Source organism: Bacillota bacterium (assembly GCA_040754675.1).
Classification (GTDB): Bacteria; Bacillota; Limnochordia; order Limnochordales; family Geochordaceae; genus Geochorda.
In genome coordinates this window covers 1-2,158 of record JBFMCJ010000649.1, presented here as the reverse complement: position 1 = coordinate 2,158, position 2,158 = coordinate 1, and the positions used below count along the sequence as shown (strand labels likewise).

The following is a 2,158-nucleotide window of genomic DNA, read 5'->3' as shown; positions in this document are numbered from 1 at the left end:
AGCACCGAGCTGGTGTCGTGAATCGCGCTGCCGGCCCAGGCGCCGAACGCGGCCTCTTTCATACTGACGAAGTGCCCGACCAGCGGATAGAGGAGCATTGCGACCAAGTTAAAGAGAAAGACCGTGCTGAGCGCGTACGTGACCTCCTCATCCCTCGCCTGGACGACCGGGCTGACCGTCAGGATGGCCGTCGCCCCACAGATGGCGGTCCCCGCTCCGATGAGCCCTGCCAGCGAGCGCGGCACCCCGCAGGACCGCCCCGCCAGATACGCGGCGGCCAGGGTGATCGCGATCGTGGTGACGATGACGATGAGATACTTCTGACCGAGCAGCGCGGCCTGCTGCAGCGTGAAGGTGGAGCCAAGCAGGACAATTGCGGTCTTCAGTAGTCGCTTGGTACAGAAGCCTGTAATCTGCGTAAACTGCCCCCCGATATGAAAGACGTTGCGAAGCACCAGCCCGAGTACCATGCCGCTCACCGCTGAGCCGAAGAGCGGCAGTCGGGCTCCCACCCACAGAGCGAGTACGGTGAGGGCCCCGACGGTCAAGATACCCGCCCAGGCCGTACCGGACCCAGTCCACGTTGTGTCGACCTCTGCTTGCGCCGATCGCTTGTCGTGCAGCACGCGTAGTTCCCGACCCTTCGTTGTTGCCCTCTGACGGAGCCTACCTACTCCCGACACCCACGGGAAACCAACCGTATCGGTAGCCTTCTATACATACCGCTCTATACAACTGGTAACCTTTCCCCCCTCCATGCGTGAGCTGCGCAATTGGCAGGATAAAGCTGGCAGGGCAATACCCAGCGGACCTGCAGGTCCGGTCTAACGCTCGACCGCGTAGCTGCGAGCTTGCGTACCCTGGGGCTCGTCTTGGGTTCCGCCGAAACGAACCAAGTGGGTAACCTGATCCGCCCGAAACATGGGGTGGTTTGCGGCACCGAAGGTCATCTTCAAGGCCGCGGCGGCGGATCCGTGACGCAGCGCGTCTTCGACGTCCCGGAACGTGAGATAGCGCGACAGGAAACCGGCCACAAACGCGTCACCCGCGCCGAATCGGTTGACGCGTTCCACGACGAAACCCGGAACGCGGTAGACCTCTCCGTTCGCCAGAGCGGCGGCGCCCCTCTCCCCGAGGGTCACGATGGTAATGGGCCGTTGCCAGCGTTCGTAGAGGGCAGCGAGCATCTCGTTCGGGCTCCCACCCACCCCGAAGACCAATCGGGCTTCGTCGGTGTTCACCAGGAGAATATCCACATAAGGACTGAGCAGCTCGTAAAAGGCTCTGGCTTCGTCGGAACTCCACAACTTGGCACGATGGTTGACATCGTATGAAACGGTTGCACCCGCCGCCCTGGCCTCCTGAGCACAGCGAACCACGGTTCGGCGAGCCGATTCGCTGAGTGCGGCCGTGACACCGGTAAGATGCACGTGGCGAACCCGGCGGAGGATGCTCCAATCCACGTCTTCTGGCCGGATGGTGCTTCCCACCGACATCTGGCGGTCGTAGATCACCCGACTGGGCCGAGGGTAGACGCCGATCTCGGTGAACATGATTCCAATTCGACCCGTCTCCGCCCAGACGACTCCCGACGTATCAACTCCTTCTGCCCGGAGTCGCCGAACAAGGCTCCAACCTATCGGATCATTGGGAAGCTTGCCAATCCACAAGGAGGAGAGGCCCATCCTGGCACATCCGATGGTTACGTTGCACTCCGCTCCACCCAACAAGATCTCCAGGTTATTCGCAGACTCCAGTGTGTGACCCTCAGGCGCCCGAAGCACGAGCAGGGCCTCACCAAGCGCGGCTACGGCTACCGGACGTGTGCTGCCCACTACCGCTCTCCACCCCCATCAGCCAGACCTCGTCGTGACGGCGCTCAACGGCGCGAGGTCCGCAACGATGTCGTAGTCTTCCACAATGAACTTGAGCCGATCCCCGCGATACCACCCAAGGGAATAGCGAACCGGCAGGTCTCTGTTGGAAAAGGCCACACTCACCACCTTCAACAGGGGTACCCCAACACTCACCCGCAAAAGGCGGGCCTCGTCCGGTGAAGCCACTGTGGGCTCCATTTCGGCGCTGAAACGACGGATAGGAAGGCCATATCTATCGGCCATTAGGGCCGTCAGCGAGCCAGAAAGATCGTGTTGGGTCA

3 protein-coding genes are annotated in these 2,158 nt (G+C 61.9%); all 3 read right to left on the bottom strand.

The window, feature by feature from the left end:
- On the bottom strand, window positions 1-548 hold a 548-nt coding region (locus AB1609_22060), incomplete at its 3' end, for a putative sulfate exporter family transporter (GenBank protein MEW6049119.1).
- A gap of 276 nt (window positions 549-824) precedes the next feature.
- Window positions 825-1,835 carry a sugar kinase gene (locus tag AB1609_22055; GenBank protein MEW6049118.1) on the bottom strand — a complete coding sequence of 337 codons (1,011 nt, stop codon included), beginning with the start codon at window positions 1,833-1,835 and terminating at the stop codon, window positions 825-827.
- Window positions 1,836-1,853: 18 nt separating this feature from the next.
- The coding region (locus AB1609_22050; GenBank protein MEW6049117.1) for a GntR family transcriptional regulator at window positions 1,854-2,158 on the bottom strand (305 nt) is incomplete at its 5' end.